At 45.1% G+C, this 23,761-nt stretch carries 10 protein-coding genes; 7 read left to right on the plus strand and 3 right to left on the minus strand.

Annotated features, from left to right (window positions below):
* Positions 1 to 18: 18 nt before the first annotated feature.
* From BQ5591_RS18335 to BQ5591_RS18365, 7 genes are all read left to right on the plus strand, one after another.
* Complete coding sequence (locus BQ5591_RS18335; RefSeq protein WP_159434518.1) at positions 19 to 2,841, plus strand: autotransporter outer membrane beta-barrel domain-containing protein; 2,823 nt, start codon at positions 19 to 21, stop codon at positions 2,839 to 2,841.
* A 1,433-nt stretch (positions 2,842 to 4,274) separates the two neighbouring features.
* Positions 4,275 to 4,409, plus strand: a complete 135-nt coding sequence (locus BQ5591_RS22070; protein WP_262483124.1) for a hypothetical protein — start codon at positions 4,275 to 4,277, stop codon at positions 4,407 to 4,409.
* A 48-nt stretch (positions 4,410 to 4,457) separates the two neighbouring features.
* A complete protein-coding gene (locus tag BQ5591_RS18340) occupies positions 4,458 to 7,733 on the plus strand; it encodes a hypothetical protein (RefSeq protein WP_159434519.1) in 3,276 nt (1,091 codons plus the stop codon).
* Positions 7,734 to 7,898: 165 nt separating this feature from the next.
* Positions 7,899 to 8,192, plus strand: a complete 294-nt coding sequence (gene tnpB, locus BQ5591_RS18345; RefSeq protein WP_071150437.1) for an IS66 family insertion sequence element accessory protein TnpB — start codon at positions 7,899 to 7,901, stop codon at positions 8,190 to 8,192.
* A gap of 94 nt (positions 8,193 to 8,286) precedes the next feature.
* On the plus strand, positions 8,287 to 10,035 hold the full coding sequence (locus BQ5591_RS18350) for an ATP-binding protein (RefSeq protein ID WP_071150438.1): 1,749 nt from the start codon (positions 8,287 to 8,289) through the stop codon (positions 10,033 to 10,035).
* 908 nt (positions 10,036 to 10,943) lie between these two features.
* The gene (locus BQ5591_RS18355) at positions 10,944 to 13,214 is read left to right on the plus strand and encodes a hypothetical protein (RefSeq protein WP_071150439.1); all 2,271 of its coding nucleotides are present in this window, start codon (positions 10,944 to 10,946) and stop codon (positions 13,212 to 13,214) included.
* A gap of 196 nt (positions 13,215 to 13,410) precedes the next feature.
* Complete coding sequence (locus BQ5591_RS18365) at positions 13,411 to 14,916, plus strand: tetratricopeptide repeat protein (RefSeq protein ID WP_159434520.1); 1,506 nt, start codon at positions 13,411 to 13,413, stop codon at positions 14,914 to 14,916.
* Between the two features lie 14 nt (positions 14,917 to 14,930).
* Here BQ5591_RS18365 and meaB read toward each other — a convergent pair whose 3' ends face one another.
* From meaB to BQ5591_RS18380, 3 genes are all read right to left on the minus strand, one after another.
* Entirely contained in the window at positions 14,931 to 16,034 is a 1,104-nt protein-coding gene (gene meaB, locus BQ5591_RS18370) for a methylmalonyl Co-A mutase-associated GTPase MeaB (protein ID WP_022162041.1), read from the minus strand.
* A 2-nt stretch (positions 16,035 to 16,036) separates the two neighbouring features.
* Positions 16,037 to 17,104: a DUF1573 domain-containing protein gene (locus tag BQ5591_RS18375; protein ID WP_022162042.1), complete on the minus strand. Its 1,068-nt coding sequence runs from the start codon at positions 17,102 to 17,104 to the stop codon at positions 16,037 to 16,039.
* A gap of 343 nt (positions 17,105 to 17,447) precedes the next feature.
* A complete protein-coding gene (locus BQ5591_RS18380; RefSeq protein WP_071150442.1) occupies positions 17,448 to 23,180 on the minus strand; it encodes an alpha-2-macroglobulin family protein in 5,733 nt (1,910 codons plus the stop codon).
* Between the last annotated feature and the right edge of the window lie 581 nt (positions 23,181 to 23,761).

The raw sequence follows: 23,761 nt of genomic DNA on the forward strand, positions 1-23,761 counted from the left end.
TTTAACTATTTAACCGAAATGAAAACAAAACATTTACTTTACAGTGTGGCACTGGCCGGATTGTTCGCGGCTTGTACCGACGAAGAGTATGTAAACGGTATTGCTCAATCGGCTCAAAATGCAGACAGACCTACATTGGCAAATGTCTCTATTGAAATGGGCGAAGCTAATACACGTTTGGAATTTAATAATGCAGGAAGCTTTGTTTGGGAAGAAGGCGATAGCTTGTGCGTTATGTTGATGGATGAGAATAACACAGGTGTACGTTATGGTTCTGCAGACCAAACCGAAGATTGGAATGCATTAAGTTGGCTGCAGAGATACCATTTAGTGGATTATGTACATACGAACTATCCGTTCGTATACGAAAAATCCAGCGGAAGCTTCGTTACTGCTGCCAACATGTTGGAAGGTAACTATTTCTTAGCTTATCCGTATGCTTCATTCACAGGACAACGTCAGGCCTATTTTGATATTTCCAAGCAGTCACAAGTCGGTAATACAGCTGAATCAAGACGCACGGCCTATGCTAAAAACCAACGTTTTATTGGTTATGCAAAACTCGATGCGACAGCTGGAGAATCAAAATTGCAAGTCAATATGATGGAAGTTTTGGCACCGGTACGTATTAATGTACGCAGCCAAATCAACAATGCGGGGCAGGAAGGATTGCAGATTACCAAAATTGTTCTGATGCATGATGATTTTACATCTCAATACACCATTGATCCGACAGAAGCAACTTATGGACAATGGAATCTGACCAAGATGGTTAATGATGCCAATGATCAAACAGTAAATCCTTCTACATACTTCAATTATGCCAACTATTTGGCAGTACAGCCTATTACAGCTTCAATAGATTGGAGAAAAGAACTTTACAACAACAATCATTTCGGTTCTGTGAATGCTGCACACTATGTATTCAATGCAGAAAAGAACGACGGAAACTATCTGTTGCACAGAGATCAACGAGCTACAGATACATACTATTTTGATGATGCTATCCGTGCCACAGTAAAACCGCTGAATAAGGATAACTACACAGAAAATACTACAAATTATGTGGAAGTTTATACTTATAATGAAGACGGAAAAACTCCTTATACATTAGAAAGTGGAGATGATAATACTCTTGGCGTTATCGCTATGGTACCTTCTTTTACTACAGGTGATTTGAACTTATACATCTACACAAACCGCGGTGTTGTAGGTCCGGTAGATCTTGGCACTAAACTTGATAAGGGTGGTGTAATTACCACGGATGAGATTAAAAGTGCAGATCCGACCAAGAAAATGCAGACTGTTACTGTTCAATTCAGTGATGATGCTTTGCAGATTCTTCCTTCAGGAATGAAGGTCAACAACACAGACGATTTGGTAAACTATGTAGATTGGGCAACCAAGAACTCAACTTCCACAGAGTTGATTGTAACATTGACCAATGATGTTACAATCAATGATGATTTGGCTGCAAAAATCAAATTGATGAAAAAAGATGCCGGTGTTGACAATGCTATCCTGTACATTGAAGGAAGCAGTGATGAAACAAAAAATATCCGACTTGACATCCAGACAGAAGAACAGGCTGACATTCTGGAATTCATTGACGCCAGCGAAAACACATTAGTAGAAATTGTAGCAGGATCTACCGTATCTTTGACACAAGCTGCACACAATTACAAAGCTGTGAATGCAGGCACAAGCCAAAAGAACAAGCTGAATATTTTGGTTGACAAAGGTGGTGTGTTGAATATTGTTGACTCCAACAAACCCGGTGTTGGCGGCTGGGGTTCGGCTGACCTGAGCAAATATTGCGATGTTCTTCTGACCAACAATGGTGCAGTAAATGTGAAAGCTGAAGTGTCCAAGAATGCAGGTATCAGACTGACTAACGAAGAAGGTACATTTAATGTAGAAAACGGTGCACAGATTATTCTGGCTCCTAACAGCAAGAATACCATTAAGGGTACAATTGTTGTAGCAAATGGTGGTGAATTGTCTGGAACTACCAATGCAAACATTGACAACTATGGTGTTATTAACAATGCCGGAGAATTGTACAATGTCAACAATAATTTGGCTGCAAACTCAAATCAGGTGGCAAATATAGTACCGGGACGTATTCAGATTACGGATGTAAAAGCTCAGACTATTTTGTCTACCAACGCAGGTAAGGTTATTTATGATGTACTTCCTACAGAAGCCGTAGTAGTCAGTGATGATGATTATGTACAGGGTATGTTTGAGTACAGTGCAACTTCTAACACAACTGTTGCCGCTTTGACTAAAGCACATGTAACAGACTTTGTCATCACAGGAGCTACATTGAGCTTTACAAAAGATGAAACTACTACTCTTCGTCACTTGACAATGATTAAAGCTACATTGGATGGTACAACTTCTACTAATACAGAAAGTCGCCTCACATTTGCAAGTCCAGCTAGTGGAACTGTTGCAAGCGCAGCTTGGAATAACGGTAAAAATAACACTATCAAGATTCTTGGAAATTCAACCGTTAAGAATTCTGTTCCTGTATTGAATAATACATCTGACGTAACTTGTGTTTATCTTGAAAGTTATAAAGGCGAAAAAGACATAACCTTCTCAGAAGATGTTCGTCTTTACAACAATTCAACGAATGGGTATGCAATTGTAGATTTGAATGCCGTAACATTGACTGCGGATAACAATGCAGCAGTACAAGTTAAGAAGTTTACTGCAGATCAGAAAGTCAGCAGCACTATCAAGATTAAGACAGGTGCTACTATAACTGCTACTGAAGTTTCTGACAAGTACGATGCTACATACATCGTTGTTTCCGGTGGTACTATCAAATAATGGTCAGAACAATTAGCTAACTATATCAAAAGATAGACGGTGTAAAATACCAAGCGGGTTTTACACCGTCTTTTAGTTTTCCCTCAGCACGAACGTCTTCTAACGTTACCATCCGAAATCATCCGTGTTCTTTGTATTTGACCAAGTTCTGATATTTGCTTCAAAAAAGTCATGTTTAACTTGAATGACAGTAACCATTTTGTGATGAGCCGTAGTCCTATAAACTTGTGCAAGGGCGTTGACAACCTGTGTGGCACTATCCATTCCTCCATTTAGTCTCCTTAAACAGAGATGTTTACAAAACGACATTAAATACATGCAGATATACTAAGCTGCATAACTTCTATATGGGCAACAGGAAAAATAGACATTATATAGAATAAGATTTTAGGGTACTGATAACCAATAGCCCTGTTTATTATTCTGTATAAACTCTAATGATAATATGAGAAAGTTCTCTATTTTTCTCTTACTGATTTAACAATTTTGACTTTGGTATTCACTATCTATCCCTAAATGAGTTCCAATTATCGCCTTACCAACTGAATAACTAACGGCTTGTCAACTGAACAGTTAACGGCTTGTACTACTCGTTAGTTAACGGCTCGACAAGTGAATAACTAACGGATTAATATCCCTATTCTTATTCTGTTAACCTCCTTATTACCCCCCCCCTTTGTAAAGGATCATTTTACTCTTCATCCCTCAATATATCCCTCAACAACATACATTCCTGTTTCTCAACCATCAACTTGAAAACGGAAATTTCCTCTCTCATATCCTTACACCTTTTTACCCCAAAGTATCAATTATGGGTGTCAACACTATCGTATCCACTACTTTTTATCCTTCTATTTATACTCAAAATCAGCGCTTTATAATACTCCCGTCCGGTGTCATGAAGTGGTGTTAATTGAACTTTTGATTGATCAAACTCTATAATACGAAATGTATTAATCCTCTAAGTATAAATAGATTATATTATTTCCCTTAATCGCACCACACGCACATGTTTTCTCGTTTACATTCTTTTCTTTGATTTTTATTCTATTGATTATCAGTAAAATATAATCGAAACCTATTTAGGAAATAAGTTAGTTACTTTGCAGCCTGAATTATGCGCTGTTGTATGGTATTCTAATATGCAGAAATACAAGAAATTAGCATAATATAAACGAATAAATCTGAAGATAAATCAAACAGCAAAAAGAGGTTGGAATTTACACCTTATTATATATAGAGCATGGCTCGATACAAGAAGAAAGGACTTACGATAATTTTCATGGCTTAACAATATACAGCGTGCGATACGCTAAAGAAACTTAATTTTATAATAAGGTATGTCGCACTACATGCAACAGCAACTAAACGAAAAACGAGAACGAAATACTAATAAACATTAATTTATTTACTAACAATTAAAAACTAAAATTATGGAAATGGAAAAGTTTTATGTAGCTCCGGAAGTGGAAGTTCTGGAGGTAGAAGTAGAAAAGGGCTTCGCAGGAAGCAACACTGATAACGATCCGGGATTCAGTGATGACGGTACAAGCGGATTCCCCTTCTGATGCTGGATAAACAATGAAACACTAAACAATTAATTAATTATTTTTAAAATGAGAACAAAACATGTACTAATGACGACAGCGTTTGCTGCGCTGTTTGCGGCTTGTTCTAACGAGGACTTCTTAGACAATGTACAAAACGTGGCTGGTACACAGGATGCACAACGCCCCACTGTGGACAATGTGGTTCTGAACCTTGTTGAAGATGGCGCAGAGACTCGTCTTGGCTATGGTCTGGGCGGCTATGTATGGGAAAAAGATGATGTGCTCGGCGCATTGCTGATGGATGATTGGAATGATAATAAATTGAATGGTGACCGTCCAAGTAAGGTGAATCATAAAGAAGAATGGGCGGATTACTCATGGACTCAAAGATATGTTCTTTCTGACCAGATTCATACTGACTATCCTTTCAAACGCCAGGATGACGGCACTTGGAGCTGTGATACCAAGATGCAGGAAGGTAACTACTTCTTTGTATTCCCCTTCACTTCTTATGACGGAAAGCGTGAGGCTCTGCACAACCTCAGCGAACAGGTTCAGGACGGTGTTACTACAGAGTCTTTGCAGGAAGCATACGCCAAGAATAATTTCTTCATCGGCTATGCAAGAATTAAAGCGGGTACTGAAAGCGAAGATGTAGTAAGCGCCAACTTGAAAATGACTCCGGTTCTGGGTGCTGTAGGTATTACAGTGAAGAATGTCGGTACGGGCGAATTCAGCGTAAAGAAGATTGTACTGGAATCTGATGATTTCTCAACTGTCATCAAAGTGGATCCGACGAAGGCTGAATACAAGGGTGAGGATGATAATATTGCTAACACCATGCAACTCCCATATTATAATGTTGATGTAACTGAAGCTGGTTGGCCTCTCAATTATTACTTCAACTATGCCAACTATGAGGAAATGAACTTCGACGGATCAGCATGGAATTATAACGACAAGTTCACAGAAAGATATGAGCAGGATGGTGCGTTGGTTAACAATACAGAAAAGTCTGTAAACTATAACCGTGATAACGCTCTTCGCGCTGTCATCAATCCGGTTGACGGAACAGACCATCGCGTTGAACTGACTGTAGAGAATTCACCCGTATTGAAGACCCAGCAGTCCGCCAATTTCATCATTATGACCAACATTTATGAGTACGCTAAAAATAATGCAGCAATTACTGCTTATATTTATACTGATAGAGGTCTTGTTAATGGCGTTGTCATTTCAAATGTAAAGGGTGAAGTTTCAAATCAGGGCGTTACTGTTATCTCTGAGAACCCGATTGTCAACATCGCTCCTGACAAGATGAACAAGGTTACATTGGAAATTGATGATAACTCAGTTCAGGATCCGGATGTTATGAGCATCTACAATGAGGAAGATCTTGTACAACTTATTGAGTGGAATAAGGGTATGAGTCGTCAATACACAGCTACTCTGATGAACGACATCACCCTGACCAAGGAAATGAGTGACATGCTGACTGCTGGTGAATGGGCTAGAACTACGTTGATGATTACGACCGATACTAAGAAACTGACTATTGCCAGCGATGCTGCAGCCAATATCCTTGACTACGTAATGGTAAACGGAACAGTGGTAGTTGAAAACGACCTGGTACTCGGTTCCAACTCTTATGTTAACGGTGAATTCAAGGGATTTGACTGGATTGCAGGCAGTGTTACGATTGATAAACAGGAAATCAAGATTGCCGAAAATGCTTCCATAACCGTATCAAGCGCCATCGAAAATAAGACAACTGGCAATCACCTGAATAAGCAATTGACAGTTAAGGAAAACAAGGGCAAATTTATCATCAATGCCAATGTCAACAAGCTGGATGCCGGAACTAACAGAGGCGAAATGGAAGTTAATGCTGCCGTAACTCTTGTAGCTTCCAGCACAAATATGCAGAACGCAACTTTGACTATTGGTGCTAATGGTAATCTGGCTTGTGCAGGCAACTTGACCAATGAAGGAAAAAAAGTTGATGAGGTAGAAGAATACGCAGTTATCTACAACAACGGTAAGATTTACAACCTTAAGAACAACTATTATGGTAAAGTTATCGTAGGTAAAGAAGAAGGTATCGTTACAAATGTAAATAGCAATGCCGGTATCATCGACATCTCAGCTAACATCAAGGCTGACTTGAATAAGAAAGAGGGTACAATTGCCTATACAGTAGCCAAAGCTGCAGCTGTAACCATGAAAGCTGTTGCTGATGCCAAGATTACTGATCTGACCGTAGACGGCGGTAATGTAACTTCCGCAACAACCGCAACTGCTGCAACAGCTACTAGCGTATTAAAAGTTATTGTAACCGAGAATGGCGCCAACATAGGTGGTGACGTTGCAAGTGCATTCACTGTTGCCAAGTTTGAAATCAATGGCGATGCCACATTGCAGAATTTGACTATCGGTGGTAACATTGAAGTGAAAGCCGGAACTACTACCATCAAGGGTACAGTAGATGCAGAAAACTCTACTATCACATTGGCCAGCTACGATGACAAGAAGTATGTAACTTATGATGCAAAGCTTCAACTTTTGTCTTCAACAGACAAATTGTATGCGAAAGAAATCACTAAAGCCAGCGGTTTGAAGGTTGGTAATGCTGAAGTAGAGAACCAAGGTGTTATTACTTTGGAAAATACCGATGCTAATGGTGTAAAGACATCCGGAAATCCTTATACTCCGAAGCCTGCTGATCCTGTAAAACCGACACCGGAATCATTTAATGTAGAATTGGTTTCAAGTGTTACTGCCGAAGGACAAGAGGTTGGTGGAACCCGTCAGTTCACTACTCTGAAAGCGATGTATAATTATATGAATGAAAATAATACAGACCGTTCAATTAAGGAAAGCATTACTATCAGTAGAGCGATTTGGGTGAAAGAGACAAAGGATAGCGATTTCTACTATGTATACCTGAAAAATCTGGCTGCCGGTAAGGAAGTCATTCTGGGTGATGGTCTGATTGCTGAACTTAAGAGCTCAATGGGAATGGCATTCGGCAAGCTGACAATGAAGAACAGTAGGGATACAAGCAAAAGCTATATTAAGGGTGATACAAATCAGCCGAATGTTACTATCTTAACAGTTGATGAGATTGATTATACAGCCGGACTTCTGTATATTTCCAATGGCTATATCCAACTGACCGGTGAAGCACAAATAGGTGCTGGTTCTACAAAGATTAGAGGTAACAAAGATAACTACGAGAGTCTTGGCGGTGGTGCTATTGTAACCACCAACAAAGATAAGACTGGTGGAGATGATGCTTTGTTAAAATGGGATGCCCAGAACTTTAAATGGGTAAGCCTTTAATAATTAGGATAGCTTATCAACTAATTAGAGTTTAATAGTCAAAGAGGGTATGCCCAATGCATACCCTCTTTTTTTACAACACAACGATAATTCGTAACGTAACCATCCGAAATCAGCCGTGTTTCTTATATTAGCAAAAGTTCCGACCTTTGCTTCAAAAAAGCCATGTTTAACTTGAATGAAATCACCCGTTTTGTGATGAGCTGCAATCCCATAGACCAGCGCAAGGGCGTCGACAGCCGGTATGGCGCTATCCGTTCCTGTCATTTGGATCCCTCAAACGGAGATGTTTATGTGTTTTCCAACCGGAACCGTACTGTGTTGAAGCTTCTCCATTGGGAGCGCGGCGGTTATACCTTATATTATAAACGTTTGGCCATAGAGCGTTTCCATCCTAAAATCTTTCTGCGTGAAGGAATCGGCTTCCGTTCTTTGCGCTGGGATGAACTTATGCTTTGAATGGCTTATAAACCAAAAAACTCGTTTCCCCTTTGAACTTCCCTTTCTTTCCACTATCTTTGCTTCTGCATCAATCAGATAAAACATCATCGTCATGAAGAAGCTGCCATACGGATTATCGGACTTCCCCCGGCTTATCTCGGAGGACTATTACTATGTGGACAAAACCCGTTACATAGAGTTACTGGAAAACCAGCCGAATTACCTTTTCCTGCTTCGTCCCCGCCGTTTCGGCAAGTCGCTGTTTCTGGCCATGCTGGAGACATATTACAGCATAGATTATGCCGACCGCTTCGAAGAACTGTTCGGTGAACTGTATATCGGAAAGCATGCCACAAAGGCGCATAATAAGTATCTGGTGCTCAGATTCAATTTCTCCATTGTCAGTTCCAATCCTGATGAAATGGAACAATCGTTTAAAACCTACTGTAGTTCCACAATCACTCGTTTTGTGAAGAAATACGAGTATCTGTTGGGTAGTGAGATTTGGAGTGAATTGAGTATTTCCAATGATTCTCCCGGTCTGATGTTGGATGCGCTTGCCCGCTATATCAGCGACAACAACTGCCCGCATATCTACCTGCTGATTGACGAGTACGACAACTTCACCAATACCCTGCTGGCCACTTACGGCACGGAGCGTTACCGCAAGACGACACATGGCGAAGGTTTCATCCGTGAATTTTTCAATGTCATCAAAGCAGCTACTACCGGACCCGATGCGGCGATTGACCGTTTGTTCATTACCGGTGTCAGCCCCGTTACGATGGATGACGTAACCAGCGGATTCAATATCGGGACAAACATCAGCATGAAACCGGAATTCAACAGCATTATCGGTTTCAGCACGGAAGAAGTACGTCAGATGCTTGGTTACTACAAGTCAGAAGGGGCACTTCCGGAAAAAGTTACGGTGGATGATCTGTTAGAAGAGATGCGGCCGTGGTACGACAACTACTGCTTTTCTTCACGTAAATTAGATGAGCACATGTTCAATTCGGACATGGCACTGTATTTTCTCAACAACTATGTGCAGCAACAGCTTCCTCCGGATACTATGGTCGATACCAACATCCGCACCGACTACAACAAACTTCGCCACTTAGTGCAGATAGACAAACGGTTAGGTGTTAATACTTCTGTCATTCAGCAATTAGTGGCGGAGGGAAAGGTGACGGCCAACATTGCGCAATCTTTCCCTGCTGAACGAATGGTCGACACGGAGAATTTCAAGAGCTTGCTCTTCTATTTCGGAATGCTGTCTATACAAGGTGTATACCGCGGCAGCATTCTGCTTGGCATTCCTAATTTAACAGTGCGCGAACAACTGTACACCTACTTGATAGAAGCGTATCGCAATTCGTCCATTTTCAATGTGGATATGGAGCATTTCTCCTATCTGGTGGAAGAGATGGCTTACAACGGTGATTGGCAACCGGTTTTTCAGTACTTTGCCAAAGAACTGGAACGTCAAAGTGCCATCCGTGAATTTATTGAAGGAGAAGCGCACATAAAAGGTTTCCTGTTGGCATACTTAGGACTGACCAAAGGATATATCATTTTCCCCGAGCACGAATCCTCGAAAGGCTATGCCGATTTCTACATGATGCCTGATCTGGTTCGCCAGCCGGAAATAGCCTACAGCTACATTGTAGAAGTAAAATATGCCCGTCGCAATGCCACGGATGTCGAAATAGCCAATCTGAAAACACAAGCTGCCGAACAACTTCATCAGTATGCTGCGGATGAGAAAGTGCAGAAAACGAAGGGGAATACAGAGTTACGTCTTATCACTTTAATCTTCCATGGATGGGAACTGGAATGCTTTGAAGTAAGGTTGTAAAGCTGTTTCCTAATCCAGTTTACCATTGTATAGCATTAAACTTCATATTTTCCCGTTTACTGATGCTTCATCGGTAAGCGGGAATTTTTTATCTAATTTCCTTACACTTTTTTACCCAAAAGTATCAATTATAGGTGTCAACACCATCGCATCCACTGCTCTTTTCCCTTCTATTTATACTCAGAATCAACGTTTTACAATATTCCTGTCTGGTGTCATGAAGTGGTGTTAAATGTACTTGGGATTGATCAGGCTCTATAATGAAGGACACTCTAATTCACTAATTATAAACGGATTACGTCATCCTCCTTAAACACACTATACGCGCATATTTCCCGTTTATTCTCTCCTTCCCTATTTATATTCTATTGATTATCAGCAGAATACGCCTGAAACCTATTTAGGAAATAAGTTAGTTACTTTGCAGCCTGAATTATGCGCTGTTGTGTAGTATTATAATATACAGATATACAACAAATTAGCATATAATAAACGAATAAAATCCGAAGATAAATCAAACAGTAAAAAGAGGTTGGAATTTACACCTTATTATATATAGAGCATGGCTCGATACAAGAAGAAAGGATTTACGATAATTTTCATGGCTTAACAATATACAGCGTGCGATACGCTAAAAAGAGTTAATTTTATAATAAGGTATGTCGCACCACATACGATGACAACTGAATGAAAAACGAGAACGAAATACTAATAAACATTAATTTATTTACTAACAATTAAAAACTAAAATTATGGAAATGGAAAAGTTTTATGTAGCTCCGGAAGTGGAAGTTCTGGAGGTGGAAGTAGAGAAGGGCTTCGCAGGAAGTGGCGGAGATGAATGGACCGAAGTTCCACCTGAGATTTAAAAAAACATTATTATTATCAAACATTTAAAAAAAATAAGTATGAGATCTAAATTTTTATTTACAGCTTTAATGGGTGGGTTAGCTTTAGCATCCTGTACAGCTGATGAGGAAATAACACAACCGCTCTCTCAAGAATCACCTATTCAATTTTCTGTAGCATTTGATGAAACTAATAAAGCAACAAGAGCAGAAATCACTTCTAATATGAAAGTGAATTTTGAAGCTGGCGATTTAATGTCTTTATTTCATGGAGTTAATTGGAGTAATATTACGTCTGGCTTTACTAGCTATCAAAATGCCATTTATGAAGGTTCTGCAAAAGATGGACAAGCTTTTACATTTACAACCAAATCAATGGTTTTAGAGGGTGGTGCCATCATGGTTTATCCAGCAGATACAACATTTGCAAATAAAGGAAACGCTGCTCCTGTATTAGAAATTCCAGTTGCACAGAATGCTCAAACCAAAGAATTGACACCGCACATGTCAGAAATATTAAGTATTCCGACTTATGATGCAAACGAAGATAATACAGCTGGATATGGTAAGAATTATGAAATCATTTTAAAGCGTGTTGGTACAACTTTGAAATTGACTTCTAATCTTAAAAACACAAATGATATCAACAGCTTAAATGTAACACCTTTAAAGGTAGCTAAGGTAGAGTTAAAGGCTACAAAAACTGGTAATGGATTGTTTACAACAAAAATTTCTGTTGCTAACCCTGCAACACAAATAAACAAAACAGAATATCCATTATGGAAATATCAATCTACTGTTGACCAAGAAAATGTGAGTGCACAGTCTGAAACTCTATCAACTACTGATATCACTGACAATGCTGCTATTTTCACATTGCTTCCAACAAAAACTGAAACAAGCGTAGCTCAACAAGCAGATGAGGCTAATGTAACAGTCTACACCAATTATGGTACAGTAACTTTGAATAAAGATGCTGAAGTTTGGAGTAAGTCTGGCGCTACTGCACAAAAGGTACTTGAAGGAATCAACTTCATTTTGGCAAATACACTGACTGATGCTCCTGCTACTTCTGTTTTTGCTGGTCAAAAAGTAGCAGGTTATGCACAACGTTCTATTGATGTAGATGTTAAAAATATCGATATGGATGGATTGCACATTACAGACGAACAACACCTGATGGATGCTTTGACTGTATATGATGCTATTGCAGATGATGCAGAAGTTACTTTCTATTTGGATGGTGATAAGAATGGTGAATTTGTATTGAATGCTGATGCTGCAGCTGCTTATGAAGCTCGTATTGCAGATGAAGACAATAACATTAGCTTTAAGCGTAGTCAAGAAACAGGAACTGTATGTACAACTTTGAAATTTGTCAGCACAGTAGAAACAGAAGTTCCATCAGTAATCATGAAACCTGTAGCTACTGCCACTGGAACAGACAAAGTTGATGTTAAACTTGTTGGTTCTTGGAAGTTCACAGCTAAGAACAACTACGAATTGATTAGCAATCTGATCGTTGATAAAAATGCTACTATGAAATTAGCTGGTACTGTGGATGCAAAACTCACATCTTCTAATGGATTCTCTATCATCAATAATGGTACTGTTAATGTAGAAGGAACTGTAGAAATGAAGTTACCTTTGACTAATAACGGAACTATCAATATTCCAGAAGGTGCAGAATTCTTTGTTAATGGAGCAGTTAATTTGACTAATGAAGCAACTTCCTTGGAAGAATATGGTAAGATTTACAATGCAGGCAACTTAGGTATCCGTCAAGGTTCAACTGGTGAAATTAGAAACTATGGATTTATCCAGCAGATGAATGCCAATGCTTATACCTATGTAACAAATAATGCAACAGGTACTGGTTTTACAGCTGCATTCAATAAATCCAACAATAAGATTGGTACTATCTTGTTATTTGAAACAGGTAATTACAATACTGTAGTTAAGAATAATCAAGGCTTTATCAAAGTCATTACTACAGCAGCTAAAGTTGATAAAGATAAAGTTGGTGATTTTGCTAACTATGTGGTAATTGCTGGTGATTGTACAGAATGTACTTATGCTGGTGACGCTAATAAATACATTGAAGTTCAAAGCAATAAGCGCGTTGTATTTAATACAAATATAACTATTAAAGGACTTGTTATTGATGAAGGTTACTCCATTAATATTCCTAAAGGTAAGACATTAACTGCAACGACTACTTACCTCAAAGGTAGAATCTACAATGCTGGAACGTTAACAACAACTGACTATGATGGTTATTTGGGTGGTGCAGCTACTGATAATGCAAATGTGATCTATTCCGGACAATAAATAGGGTTTAAATTAATAAAAAAAGAGGATGTATCAGATGTGATACATCCTCTTTTTTTATTATCAACTAATTCTAACTAACAATAATATTTTTTCCCAGTTAGGAAAAAATCCCTCCTCTTTATCCTCCTCCCATTAGAAAACAAGATTTTCATTTGTTGCGGCGGTTTCCTTTGCTTATATTTGCAATTTACATATGAAATACGCCTTTTTGTTCCTCCTGCTTGCCTCGTGGCTCACCGCGTGCACCCAGCGCCACGACGACATCCCGAATGAAGTTTGGGACAGCATCGCCTTGCACGACTCTGTTCACCTGTCCGACAGCTTGCTTCAAACCGGCCTCCAGCAGGCCATCGAAGCTGATGACTCGCTGCATGTCAGCATGATCTGTTTTTTTCAGGGGAAGAAACTTCATCAGGGGTATTTCTTGCTTCGTGCACAAGAGCGTTACGAAAAGGCACAGCGCTATCTGCCTGCCCAGGCGCCCCCACGACTCCGCATGGAACTGGACATTGCACAAGCTGACCTTTGTCGCTTCAATCATTTTGAGAAACGAGAAAACCAGTTGCTGGACAATGCCCAACAACTGGCCACCGAACAGCAGGACAGCCTGATGCTGATACGCATCTGCCTCCTCCGCTGCCAGCGGGAGAAAAGCAAAAAGGATTTCGCCCGAGCCCTCGACGAACTGCACACGGCCTATCGCTATGCCTACGCCATAACGCCCGAACGGCGTGCCGAACTGCAAGCTGAAATGGCTGTCGTACACCTATACCTGCAACAGCCTGACTCTGCCCTACTCCACCTTGACCGTGCCATTGCCACCCAAGCCGGTCGACAAGAATACTACCATGCCCTACGCCAAGGTGTGCGCTATCACATTGCCCGCAACGACTCGGCCCTTCCCTACTTCCGCCGCATAGCCGAGATGTTTCCTCTGGCCCGCAAGACGGATGCTTACCGCTACATGGCCGAAGTGCTCAACCGCCGCGGACAGTATGATAAAGCTATTGACTTCCTGCGCGAACACGTGCGCTACCGCGACTCGCTCGATGCAGACAAGAAAGCTGAACTGCTGGAGAAAGTACATGCCATACGCGAATATCGCAAGCAACAGCAACAGATCGAAGACAGCGAACGTCAGCTGACCCACCGGATGCTTCAGGTGTACAGACTCGCGGCAGTGGTATGCGCACTCATCATTCTGTGGGGTGCTTACTACATCTACACACGCCGCCGCCAGGCGCTGCTCAACCGTGACCTGATGCAAGCCCAGCTTTCGAAGCAGGAGATGGAGATACGCTACCTGCGCGAGCAGGAAGCCAAAGAACAGCTTGAAAACGCCCAACTCAACCAGCGTCTGGAATACTTCAAGCAACTGAACGAAATCACCATCCCCCTACTGATGCGAAGCCGCAATCAGGCAGGCGCCCTGCACCTCTCGCCCGAGGACTGGCAAACGCTGCGCAACAACACTGACGCCTGCTTCGACAACTTTACCCGACGGCTGAAAACCGCCTATCCCCAGCTGAGCGATGAAGAAATAGACTTCTGCTGCCTGGTGAAAATGGAACTTCCCTTGGCCATACTGGCAGAAATCTACCACATAGCCAAGGGAAGCATATCGCGCAAAAAGATGCGTCTAAAAGAAAAGATAGGAATCACCGACCTCAGCTTCGACGACTTTGTCGCCTCCTTCTGACGCAACGGGCAGCCTCAACGTTTCATATCGTCGAAGTAGGTGTCAAGCAGCGACTTGGCCGCTACAAACGAAGTCAGATTGCCTTGCAGCACCTGTTGTTCCTGACCGGCCAGCATGGCTTCGATCTTCGGATTGTGATAGAAGCTGTCGCGCAACTGTTCGTTAATGCTTTCGTACATCCAGTATTTGCTTTGTTCGTTGCGACGGTACTCGAAATAGCCGTTCGCTTTCACAAAGTCCATGTATTGGTAAATCATGTCCCAGATTTCCTTCACACCCAGGTTGTAGAAGCCCGAATAGGTCAGCACCTGAGGTGTCCAGCCGCTTTCGGGCGCAGGAAACAGGTGTAAGGCATTGCGGAACTGGGCTGCTGCCAGCTTGGCACGCTCCAGGTTGTCGCCATCGGCCTTGTTGATAACGATGCCGTCGGCCATCTCCATAATGCCACGCTTGATGCCCTGAAGCTCGTCGCCCGTACCTGCCAACTGAATGAGGAGGAAGAAATCGACCATAGAGTGTACGGCCGTCTCGCTCTGCCCTACTCCGACCGTTTCGACAAAGATCTTGTCATAGCCGGCGGCTTCGCACAAGATGATGGTCTCGCGCGTCTTGCGGGCCACGCCTCCTAACGAACCAGCCGATGGACTAGGACGAATGAACGACTTGGGATGTACGGACAGTTTCTCCATACGTGTCTTGTCGCCCAATATACTACCCTTGCTGCGCTCACTACTGGGGTCGATAGCCAATACAGCCAACTTGCCGCCATACTGTTCGAGCACGTGCAAGCCAAAGACATCAATCGAAGTACTCTTTCCTGCCCCCGGCACACCACTGATGCCCACACGGATGGAGCTTCCCGAATAGGGCAGACATTTTTCGATGACCTCCTGAGCGATGACCTGGTGTTCGGGGCGTACGCTTTCGACCAGCGTCACGGCCTGACTGAGTATCGTCACGTCACCTTTCACAATGCCGTCCACATACTCCGCTACCGTCAGTTCGCGTTTCTTACGTTTCGGACGATTCTTCAAATAAGGACTTACGGTCGAAGGTTGTTCGACTCCGGCGTTGACTACCAATCCTTTGTATGCTTCGTTATTCTCGGGATGTTCCATGATTATTTGGCTTTAATGTTAATTTCTACTTTGGGTCTCATCGGGTCGTTGGTGATCATAAGCAGACGCAAATGACGCCGACGGGTACCGATATTTTTCTTATTGACAGTCACACGCAAACGGGTCGATTCGCCCGGCAGCAACACGGTCTTCTTCAGGCTGACGCCCACAGCCGGATGAAATACCTGCAACTTACTGATCTGCAAGGGTGAACGTCCGGTATTAGTTACTACAATATCCTGTTTGGCTTTCTTGCGTTTGGCCAGCACCTTGCTCAGATCGATGTCGGTAGCCGAAAGCTGGATACCAGGTGCGTTTTGCATTTGGGCTTCGGTCATGTCTGAAAAGTCGGGCAAGAGAATGGCCGATACAGGTATTTCGCTTTCATCGGTCACCTTATCGCCTGCAAAACGCGACAGATAGACGGAAGCCTGCGTCAAACCAAGGTCGGTCAGTTTTTCAGGGTTCAGTGTCAGAGTGATAATGCCCTTTTCACCTTTCTGAAGCACATTGGGCTTCACCTCCATATCCAGATAGGGAGGCAGGTGCATCAGCACGGGTTCGTAGGGGCGGTCGGACAAGTTTACCACGCCGACATGCATCACCGGATGCTCACCCAAGTGGACATCGGGGAAGTCGAGCGTATTCTTGTCGATACGTATCTGGCCGATCAAGTAGGGATGAGTCTTGGTATAATCCTTGATTTCCTGCACCACTTCACCGTTGAAACGCAAGTAGACAATATGAGGTTCGGCATTGGTGTAGATAGCTACCGACTTCTGAAAGGTACCCAACGCTTCGGCATCGAAGGTGACGTTGACCATACCTTTCGCCCCGGGGGCTATCGGCGTCTGTGTCCACTGGGCTACCGTACAGGCACAATCGGGCTCTACATCAGTCAGCACCAGCGGCTCATCGCCGGTGTTGGTGATGGTGTATTGCACGGTGGCCGGGTGTTTCCACTCGATTTGCCCTAAGCTGTGCATCTCGGTATTGGACGTAAAACGCGGCTGAGCCAAAGCTCCCAAAGCCGCCATACATACATATAAAGTGGTTATGATTCGCTTCATTTATTTTAATTCTAACTTAAGTTTCGCAAGTGCTCAACTTATTAGTTGACAAGGCTTCAGTTAACAAGTCTACTAGGCTGGAACACCCTGTTTGATAAAATGCCGTTTGAAACGGCTCGCTACAAACGCCTTGTTAACTCGTCAACTTGTTGCTTGTCAACTGCAACTTGAGCTTGCGAAAGTTGGGATTCTAAATTACAAGGGCAAATGTAGGGCGATTTCTTTAGAATTAAAAATTAATAATTAATAATTAATAATTAATAGTTAGAGGGTGTGGGAGGAAGATGGGAGCATCAAACAAGATTACCTCTAACTCTCCTCACCCCACTCCAACTATTCATTTTTAATTTTTAATTATTAATTTTCTTCCTGCCGAATGCGAAGCATATTCGGGCGCGTAAGCACATTGCAGCGTAGCAAGTCCGGCCTCGTAGGTACCTCCACGAGCCACACGGTAACTATATTCGAGCACATAGACGCCTTTGCCCAAGTGGTCGAAGAAGAAGTTGGTTGCGGCATCTTCCACCTCGACATAATAGCCGAAGCCATTGCTCCAACGATAGCCTGAGAAGGCACTGAGCGGCTCGAAACAAGCGCCACGCTGGTCTTTCAGCTGAACAAAATCCATGGCTCGATCCAAACGGATGGTGAGACGCGATACAACCTTATCGCCCACCGTCAGGGCTTCACCCTGACCAAGGGGCTGCAACGAACGTTGGCCATCGGCTGACAAGCGCTCTACATAGAGGCGTTTCTCCACATTCAGTTCGCCGCCCTGCTGCTTCACATCGGCGATGGGCGACAGATATTGGGCATACACGGCTCCCCAAGCGATGCCTGCATCACGCTTTTCAACGGTTACCTGACGGGCTTTCAGCGCCTGATGATCTTCAGTAAAGGTTTCCTTCACATAGCCCAAAGCAGGTGTAGCATCGGCAGCGGGCGAAGTGGTTTCGATGACTTCACGCCCCAAAGTGATACGCACATCGCCTGCCGTAGCCAGCAAATCATTGCCCTGACACAACAAGGCATAGATGGCATCGGCTGTCTCGACCGATGATTTCCAACAAGTGGTTTGCTTCTGCTTCAACAGCCAGAGTTTCATCTCCTCGACCAAAGCATCGTTACCGCCAGCCTTACGCAAGGCTTCCATCGCTTTGACATGGGCGGGCACGGGCATCATCGACCAACTGTAGGGAGCGTCGAGAAAAGCAAAGTGGGCACCCATCTCGTCTTCTTGCACCAGGTGCTCCTTCAACGAGGCTATGAAGCGGTCGGCTTCGGTCTTCTTGCCTGCGGACAGAAGGATGATGGCCGCACGCGCCTTGCACGAGACGGAGGCAGTCGTCAGATTACCGCCTATCTTCGTCAGGAAGTAAGCCTGCGCCTTGCGGTTCGCATCGGGTAGTTTTTCACCGGACAAAGCTACGAGGTAGAGGTACTGTACAAGGTCGTCGGACAAGGAAGATACCTTGCTACCCTGCTTTTCGGCCTTCAGCATCGAGCGGTAAGCCTCCAGCGCATGGTTGTTCAAATAGCCGAAAGCTGCTTGCTTCATGGTCTGTGCGTCGGCTGCGAGGGGCTGGCCAGTCAACTGTGGCAGGCGGACAAGTAATTCGGCCACGTAGCTGGTGATGTAGGAACTACCCGACATACCTTTGTACCAGCTCCACGAACCGTCGGTGCCTTGCAGCTCTTTCAGTTTGGTCAAAGCTGAAAGATTGCGGTTGTTCAGCTGATTGAGGTCGAACAGTGTGGCTATACGACTACGTTGCTCGCTTTCGGTAGCGGCTTCGAGTACCCAAGGCGACTCAGACAAGAGAATGTTCTTCACTTCCTGATTCTTCTCCAGTTGGCTGAGGAAAGTTTCCTTATTGCCACCATCGGCCATCCAGGCGTCGAACACAGCCTTGATACGCGGCTGACTACCTGCGATGAAGCCCGCCAGCGAATTGGCATAGAAAGCAGAAGCCCAGTCGATAGCATTGTCGGTAGTAGGTTGAGCCAGCACCGGCAACGCCTGAACAGCATACCAGGCTGGGTTAGAGGTAAACTCAACCGTCAGACGGCGGTCGGTAGCCGTGGAACTGTCGCCGTTGAACAGGTGGCTAAGGTCGAAGGTGCGACTCTCTCCACCACGGATAGGCATAGCCAACGTTTCGGTAATGTACTGCTTGTTGCTGAGCACAGGAACAAGGTGTTGCTCACCATCGCTGAACGAATCGCCATCGGCTACGATACGCACACCCAGCAGGCTGTAGCGCTCGTCCACGTCGAAAGCGAACGATACGGAAGTGGTCCGACGGGCATCGGCTGTAAACTTCTGCTTCTGACTGTCGATGACCTTCTCCGTCAGGGGATCGAACAAGACGAAACGAACAGTGCCTTTCACAGCCTTGTCTGTCTGATTGGCGATGGTAGCAGCTATCTGAGTATGGTCGCCCACCCGCACAAAACGCGGCAGATTAGGCGTCAGCATAAACTCCTTAGATGTAATGACCGATGCTTCCAACTGGCCAGTCAGCATATCTTTGGTGTGGGCATAACCACGGAAACGCCAGCGAGTCAGACTTTGAGGCATGGTGAAAGCAATGGTTACTTCGCCCTGCTCGTTAGTGCGCAAGTGCGGATAGAAGAAGGCTGTTTCTGCAAAATTGGTGCGAAGCTCGGACTGAGCCTCCGGCAAAGCACCTGTGATGAACGATTCTTCACGATCTTCTTCGAACACAGCTGCCGGTACATATTTCACTTCGACCGCATCAGCACTCTCTTCCACTCCACGAGCCATGGGGGCATCAGCAGTTTTCTGTCTCAGTACCAGGCTATTTTCGCTAATGGACAAGACTTCGCCAACAGCGGAGAAATAAGTATAGAAGTAGTCGTATGCCCACGCAGGTACCCACTTGCTATCGAGCGGAAAGCGAAGATTGAAGTAGGCATCGGCATAGCGACTGGCATTGCGATAGCTGCTATACAGACGACTGCTGAAATATATATTCAATAACTGATTGTGGCGGAAAAGCTTATCGAGCGAGGCATCGTACATCGTAGCCAGCATTTCGGCCGAAGCAGGCAAACCCTGAGGTGTCTTGATAACGAGCTTCCACTCTTCTTCCTGCCCCGGGCGCAAGCGGTCGCGGAAGACTTCCCACTTCAGGTCGAGGGTGCGGTTGGGTTGGCGCTTCTTAAAGAATAGCTGGTGAGAGTAGTGTAAGCCCTGTTTCACGAAGTTGAAAGTCAGCGTCACCCCTTCGCCATACTCGGGGCGGTAGGGCAAAGTGAAGTGCATCAGGCTATCGCTGAGCTGAAGTACACGGGCCTCGATGCGGCGGCGACCAGTGAAAACGTCCATCAGCACATAAGCATCCTTGAAGGAGGTGCCGAAGAAGAAATCGGCGGGTTGCGTTTCGTCGAACTCATCGAGGGGTTGATGTACGAACAGCTCGGTGAATTGAGACAGGCGTGTGTCGTGCTCCGAGAAGAGGGTGAAGTTCACGATCGAATGAGTCTGTATATCGCTATTCTCTTCACGCCCCAGGCTATCGGTCACGACAAAGGTCATGCGGTACTTGCCCGAGGGGATTGACCTCAAGGAGGAGAAGTCCTGACGTTGGTTGGCCACGAAATCGCCTTCGAGGACAATGCGATCGGCATCGGCTGGGCGAAGCAGGTAGCGGCCTTTCACTGCCTGAGGCTGCTGTACGCCGTTGGCAACGCTAATGGTGAAGAGCAAACTGTCTTCCTTGCAAATCACCTGCGGCATGTCAGCCATAAAAGAATAGGCCTTTGTCGTTGCCTGAATGCCATAGGAAGCTGTCTGTGTCTCGCCCGCATCATCGGTTACGGAGGCTTCGACCTGATAATGATAATAACGATAGCCTCCCATTGAAGTATCGGCAGGAGCCTCTAACGTCAGAGGAATGCAGAAATTACCCTCGGCATCGAGCCGGACGGTATCGGCCAGCAAAGGTTTCGTCGAAGGAACAAAATAGCTTCTCAGCAGATCGTGGCGCGTCACGGTAAAAGCCAGAGGAACGTCTTGCACGGACATGCCGTTGAAGGACTTGACGTTACCACGCAGCATCACACGGTCGCCCAGGCGATAGGCTTCGGCCACGGGGGTGAAACTGATTTCGAACGTCGGCCGCTTATACTCTTCGACCCGGAACGAAGCTGAGTCCTCGTGTTTGCGGGTGGTGATGGAGAAAGCACCGTTGAGACATGCCGAAGGCAGCACGAACTCGGCTGAGAAGGAACCGAAGTCGTTGGTGCGCACCTTGCGGGAGGCCAGCTCCTTGCGGTTGGCGTCGAGCAGAAGCAGTTCGTAGTCGGCACCTTCGAGCACACGAGCGGCATCGGTTGTCTGTTCGTAGGCGATACCTTTCACATAAACTGTCTGCCCCGGGCGATAGATGGCGCGGTCGATGAGCAGGGTCAGCATTTTCTGTGCTGTATCAGAATCAACGATTCTGGAGATGCCCTGACGAAAATACTGAGGCGTCATGGCGCGGTCGTCACCCTTGCGCGCCACGTAATAGCGTGCATTGGGCTGGCCAGTGAGCAGAGCTTTGCCTTCGGAGTCGGTGGTCAGCTGAGTCAGCAGACGGCGATTTTTGCTATCGTCGGAATAGAAGCTGAGCTGTACACCTGCTATCGGATGGCCGGTAAGGGCGTCGAGGGTGATGAATTCGGTAGTCTGTTCGTCGACGTTCAGCGAAAGTACCTTAAAGCGGCTGACACACAGAAAATTGTATGACTGGTGAAGCGTCTTTTCACCTTCGGGCACTGCCTGAAGAATATATACGCCTACGTCATCAGGCAGACGGAAGTGCAACGTAGTATCACAAGAATGGTAGGGCACGTCTTCAGCGGCCTTATCCTTACCCGGCAGCGGACGGAGAGCAAAGCGGTGCGAAGCCAGCAGACGACCGTGGCGGCGGCAGACGGCGGACGTGAGGCCATCGTCCAGCCAGGGGCGTTCGTCGTAGTCGGTGGCATAGACGTTGAGGGTGAAGCCACTGAGGTTGCGATAGTTGACCCGCATGCTGACCGAATCGGACGGATAGCCTTCGGCTGTATAGATGTTGAGAGCCGGTTGCAGGATCCGTGCACGGATGTTCTTCAGTTCGCCGATGCGCTTGTAGGTAGCATAGCGCTTTAAACCTTCGTCGCATACGCGCAGGGCTTGGGCGTAGCGCCGCTTGTCGTTCAGCCACTGAGCCTTGCGGATGTAGACTTCGCCGCAGACGTCGCGTGTGCCATAGGCGGCGATGAGGCTGTCGAGGGTTTGCAGATAGCCGTCGGGCGACTGCATATCGGCACGCCATTGCTCGTAGTCGAGGGTGGCCATTACGACAGCATCTTCCGCATTGGGGCGTTGGCGATAGGTGGCAATCATCGTCTGATAGACATTTTTGATGCGGCGATCCATCAGCGAATCGACGTTGAAACCCCTCCACCCTTGATACGTATCGACGGCACGGCAAGCCAGCAGATGGTAGAGGTCGTGGGCATAGAATCGGCTGCCATCCTGCTGGATGACGAAGGGGTCGTAGTCGGCAGCGGTAGTACGCAGCAGGGCTTCGACGGGTTGCAAAGAGGCTTGCAGGTGGGCGTCGATGCGGTCGATGAAGAGGTTAAGGCTCCACTCGCGCACGTCGGCAGGAGCCTCGTCGACAAGGAGCGAGGGAGAGTTGAGCAGCGTGCGGCGGTTGGTGCTGAGCAAGTCGGCATACTGACGCGCCAAGAGCGAGTGCAGAATGGCGCGATTCGTCTCGTCTGCCTCTTCCTGCGCCCAGCGCTCCATTGCGGCCAGACTGGTGTAAAGGCTGTCGGGCGTAATACGTTTCTGGCAGGCCTGCCGACAGACGTAGGCTTTCAGCATCTGCGGAGCGTTTTTCTCGGTTTGGGCCTTCTGCCAGATCTGGTCGGCCAGTCGAATCACGGTTTGCGGCAAACTCTTCTCGCGTGCTTCTTCGAGCTGCTTCCAGAGGTTGTCGTACGATTGCGCGTGGAGGGCTGGAAAAGCCATCAGCACGAGCAACATAACGGTGCAAATTCTTCGGATTGTTTTCATATTCTTCTCTCTATTTGTAGGTTTCATTATGCCGAATCGAAGGTTCGATTCTTCCTTTATAACAAAATAAGAGAATAAAATGTTAACGGGCGTATCTTTTAACTGAAAAAATATTGCACGGACAAAAAAAGAGGGATATCCCTCAATGAAAAGAGATATCCCCCTGGTGTGTATGATTAACTAATAATTACTGTGCTTTACATCTGAAGGCTATAATATCGCATTGCCTCCATCCAGTTTTTGCCAGCCAACAGCATGGCGCGCTTAAATGAATTAACAATCTTCTTTTTCATAACCTTAAAAATTAAAACGTTATCCTAAAAACGTACGGATGTATACGCGGTGTTTCCGTCTTCAGTTTTCTCTCTCTGTGGTGAGAGGGTGATCCTTTCTTTTTCAAGAAAGATAAACCCCTCTTTTCTGCATCTCGCTTCTTCCCATCTCGGCAAGAATGTGCTTCAGTGTACTAACAAATTTCTGTTTCATTGCTTTAAAAGTTTAGTTCAAGTTCCGTCCGAGAACGGACTTCCGAAAAATTCCGCCTCCGCGAAACTTGAAAAATCAAATAAAAACTAATACCT

The organism is Bacteroides ndongoniae, assembly GCF_900108345.1.
Taxonomy (GTDB): domain Bacteria; phylum Bacteroidota; class Bacteroidia; order Bacteroidales; family Bacteroidaceae; genus Bacteroides; species Bacteroides ndongoniae.